Consider the following 3,383-nt stretch of genomic DNA (forward strand, 5'->3'; position numbering starts at 1 on the left):
TCGCCCAGCGACGGCAGCACCCGCTCGGTGCGGCCCGCGAACGCGGCGGCCAGGTCGGCGAACAGCCACGGGCGGCCCAGACAGCCGCGGCCGATGACCACGCCGTCGCAGCCCGTCGACGTCGTCATCCGCAGGGCGTCTGTCGCCTCCCAGATGTCACCGTTGCCCAGGACCGGAATGCCCAGGGCCTGCTTGAGCGTCGCGATCGCGGACCAGTCGGCCTCGCCCGAGTAGCGCTGCGCGGCCGTCCGCGCATGCAGCGCCACCCACGCCACACCGGCGTCCTGGGCGGTCAGGGCGGCATCCAGGAAGGTGCGGTGCTCGTCGCCGATGCCGATGCGCATCTTCACCGTCACCGGCAGGCCCTGAGCCGCCTCGACCGCCGACGAGACGATCGAGCGGAACAGGCGGCGCTTCCACGGCAGAGCCGAGCCGCCGCCGCGGCGGGCGACCTTCGGGACGCTGCAGCCGAAGTTTGCGATCTGGCGACTACCAATTGTAGTATCTGGTCGATATAATACTCATGACATATAGTACAGGCAACATGCTCGGGGGCGCGACTTGGCGTGGACGATCGTGGTAGTCGAGCCGGTTCGCTCGTGGCTTCATGATTTGCGGCACTCCGACCGTAGGACCCTGGCACTGATCAGTGCGGCAGTTGACGCGCTGGCGGTTGAGGGACCCGCGCTGGGCAGGCCCCTCGTGGACACAGTTCGGGGATCGAGGCTTGCAAACCTGAAGGAGTTGCGACCCGGGTCAGCCGGCGCAAGCGAAGTCCGGCTGTTGTTTGTGTTCGATCCAGTCCGGCAGGCGGTCCTGTTGGTTGGCGGAGACAAGGCCGGCAACTGGCAGGGTTGGTACAGAACGGCGATACCGGTTGCGGAGGCGGCGTACGAAGCCCATCTGCAGCGGCTGCAAGAGAAGGACGGTGAGCAATGATGGACCACCTCAAGGATCCGCAGGCCATCTCCTGGGATGACATGAAGGCCGAACTCGGCTTCTCCGACGCGGAGCGCGCGGAGATCCAAGCCGGTGCACACGAGCTGATCGCCCAGGCGCGTGCCTACCGCCTGGCCGAGGTCCGCCGTCGCCAGCACGCGACACAGACCGACATCGCGAAAGTGATGGGCGTGACGCAGGCACGCGTGTCGCGGATCGAGAAGGGAGAGATCTCGCGCAGCGAGGTCGACACACTCGCCGCCTACGTCCAGGCACTCGGCGGAAAGCTGAAGATCATCGCCGACTTTGGCGACGAATCCTACGTCCTCGCTTGACCCCAGCAGTCGCGGTGGGCCGCGCGCGGCGAATCTCAACGCCGCGCCGGTCGGGTCGCAGGCCATAACGGGGACGTAGCGCCAGGGCCCTCGCCGGTGAAGCTGTGGGTCTTTCCGAGGCGGCCGACGGCCAGCAGAGCTCGAACTACGGCACCACGGGCCTACGCGGCACGACCGGCGGAGCTGGGAAGGTTTGGCCTTCGCCAGAGCAGTGCGCAGCCCGGTGGGACGAATCCAGCGCTACCGCTGGACTGCTCGACTGCGGTGAGGTAGTCGCCGCGAACGAGTTCGCCGAGGCGGTAGACGCTGCAGCGATGCACAAGCCGGACAAGTCCCGGGTTGCGCATGCGCTGCGCATGCGCTGCGCATGCGCAATACTCTTCTCGCATCGACCTATGCGGCCGACGTACCGCAACTTCGATTGCCACTGTGGACCGACATTGGGATGCGTGCGCGCATGGGATCAATCCGCAAGTTGCCGTCAAAGAACTTCCAAGCGGCAGTTCTCATGTCCGACGGTAAACGCAAGACCAAAACATTCGCGACCGAGCACGAGGCAATTTCCTGGACGCTCGACCTCGAGGCCGAACGGGACCGACTCCGGACAACATCGGAGAACGAGCGCAGCCACGTTACAGCGGTTGCCCTCCTCAACGAACTGCAACGACTCGTGGAGGAGGATCTCATCGGCGAACAAGAAGTGCACCATCTATGGCGACTGACCTACCGAGCCGCCGTGCGACTTGGGATGCAGCTTTCTTCAACAAGGAGCGCCGATGCGTAAGGGCCGAGCCTTCATTCGTCACGTCGACGAAGTCCTCAACGAGTGCCGGATGCTCGAGGTCGAGATCTCGCGTTCAGCCGTCGAAGACATCGTCGAAGCCCAAGTCCGCCGAATCAGCAAGCAGATGGGCATCACCGAGAAAACCGTCGTGAACACCTACATGAGCATTTTTCCCGCTCGCGACCTGGCCGCTCGAATCCATGAGGCCCAAACGTCAGAGTCACAAGATATTGACGACACCCCGCACGCAGTTCTCAACGTCCGCGCCACAGGGCGGCTGCTGGCATCGCTCGGCCAAGCGGCGCGCTGTGTGAGCCTGAATCACATGACCCTTTCAACCGGCGACAAATGGGACACCATCGGAATACTCGACGATGTGAGCAATGCCGTGAGTCTGATTGGCATCGCGTTGGCGGAGCGCGACTCGGGCGCGGGCGCGATCGTGCTGCGCGACGAGGCTGTTGTGAAAGCTCGAGCGGGCCTGCAGAGCGTCATCGACAAATTGTCGAGCGGGCAGTGGAAGATGTACGAAGAGCGCCCCGACATCGACAGGGCGGTAATCAAAGGCATGACTCAGGACTTGAGCGTCCTGCCAGCGACGATCTAGACCGCGAAATCAGGATTGGCTCTTGGCCGACGGTTGCCGGGATCGTCGAGTTCGCCACCTCAGCGATCACCTCCGAGTCGCAAGCATGTCGCAATCATTCAGCACGCCTACGCGGAGAGCGACGGGACCGATTGCCGCGCGGCTCGGCTCAACAGTGACTTCGACTAGGTCGGCCAAGCCGCCTGACACGGTCAAACCCTGGCGACCGACGGCCGGAGCCCCGGAGGCGGCGGCCGATCCGCACGCAGCACTGGGTTCGGCTCCACTGGCAGCACTTCGGGCATCTAGCCGCCGGAGTCGTCGAGTTCGGCGTCCTCGGGGATCAGGTCCGAGTCGCGGTCGGTTAGCCAGCCGTCTGGGAGGATAACCCGGCCCGGGGTGCCTGTGCGGCCGCGCGGCTGGCCCAGGATCTCGCGTGGGAACGGGGCCGTCGAGTCCAGCTGGGCGAGCAGGTCCGACAGCTCCGTCAGGGACGACGCCATCGCCAGCGAGCGGCGTAGCTCGCCGCCGGCCGGGAAGCCCTTCAGATACCAAGCCACGTGCTTGCGGAAATCCGTCACGCCGTCGCGCTCGGTGCCCAGCCACTCCGTCAGCAGCTCCGCATGCCGGTACATGAGGGCCGCCACCTCGCCCAGCGACGGCAGCACCCGCTCGGTGCGGCCCGCGAACGCGGCGGCCAGGTCGGCGAACAGCCACGGGCGGCCCAGACAGCCGCGGC

The 3,383-nt window shown here is 65.6% G+C and carries 5 protein-coding genes and 1 pseudogene; 4 read left to right on the top strand and 2 right to left on the bottom strand.

Going from position 1 to position 3,383, the window contains the following annotated elements:
* Positions 1-476 (bottom strand): annotated as a pseudogene (locus ABT297_RS42770) (tRNA dihydrouridine synthase); the annotation flags it as partial.
* A gap of 85 nt (positions 477-561) precedes the next feature.
* Between ABT297_RS42770 and ABT297_RS42775 the strand changes: the two are divergent.
* The 4 genes from ABT297_RS42775 to ABT297_RS42790 all read left to right on the top strand — a co-directional run bounded on the left by ABT297_RS42775 (position 562) and on the right by ABT297_RS42790 (position 2,665).
* The gene (locus ABT297_RS42775; protein ID WP_502885727.1) at positions 562-939 is read left to right on the top strand and encodes a type II toxin-antitoxin system RelE/ParE family toxin; all 378 of its coding nucleotides are present in this window, start codon (positions 562-564) and stop codon (positions 937-939) included.
* The gene (locus ABT297_RS42780) at positions 936-1,274 is read left to right on the top strand and encodes an XRE family transcriptional regulator (RefSeq protein WP_350559873.1); all 339 of its coding nucleotides are present in this window, start codon (positions 936-938) and stop codon (positions 1,272-1,274) included. The genes ABT297_RS42775 and ABT297_RS42780 overlap by 4 nt, the downstream gene beginning before the upstream one ends.
* Before the next feature lie 367 nt (positions 1,275-1,641).
* Positions 1,642-2,058: a hypothetical protein gene (locus tag ABT297_RS42785; protein ID WP_350559876.1), complete on the top strand. Its 417-nt coding sequence runs from the start codon at positions 1,642-1,644 to the stop codon at positions 2,056-2,058.
* The gene (locus tag ABT297_RS42790; RefSeq protein WP_350559879.1) at positions 2,051-2,665 is read left to right on the top strand and encodes a hypothetical protein; all 615 of its coding nucleotides are present in this window, start codon (positions 2,051-2,053) and stop codon (positions 2,663-2,665) included. The genes ABT297_RS42785 and ABT297_RS42790 overlap by 8 nt, the downstream gene beginning before the upstream one ends.
* 284 nt (positions 2,666-2,949) lie before the next feature.
* Here ABT297_RS42790 and ABT297_RS42795 read toward each other — a convergent pair.
* Positions 2,950-3,383 (bottom strand): tRNA-dihydrouridine synthase (locus tag ABT297_RS42795; RefSeq protein ID WP_350559882.1); only part of this gene is annotated, 434 nt, incomplete at its 5' end.

This window comes from Dactylosporangium sp. NPDC000555 (genome assembly GCF_040300025.1).
Classification (GTDB): domain Bacteria; phylum Actinomycetota; class Actinomycetes; order Mycobacteriales; family Micromonosporaceae; genus Dactylosporangium.

Excerpts from the sequence above, each read along its gene's own strand:
- ABT297_RS42790 (WP_350559879.1), top strand. The coding sequence starts at position 2,051 with ATGCGTAAGGGCCGAGCCTTCATTCGTCACGTCGACGAAGTCCTCAAC.
- ABT297_RS42780 (WP_350559873.1), top strand. The coding sequence starts at position 936 with ATGATGGACCACCTCAAGGATCCGCAGGCCATCTCCTGGGATGACATG.
- ABT297_RS42785 (WP_350559876.1), top strand. The coding sequence starts at position 1,642 with ATGCGCAATACTCTTCTCGCATCGACCTATGCGGCCGACGTACCGCAA.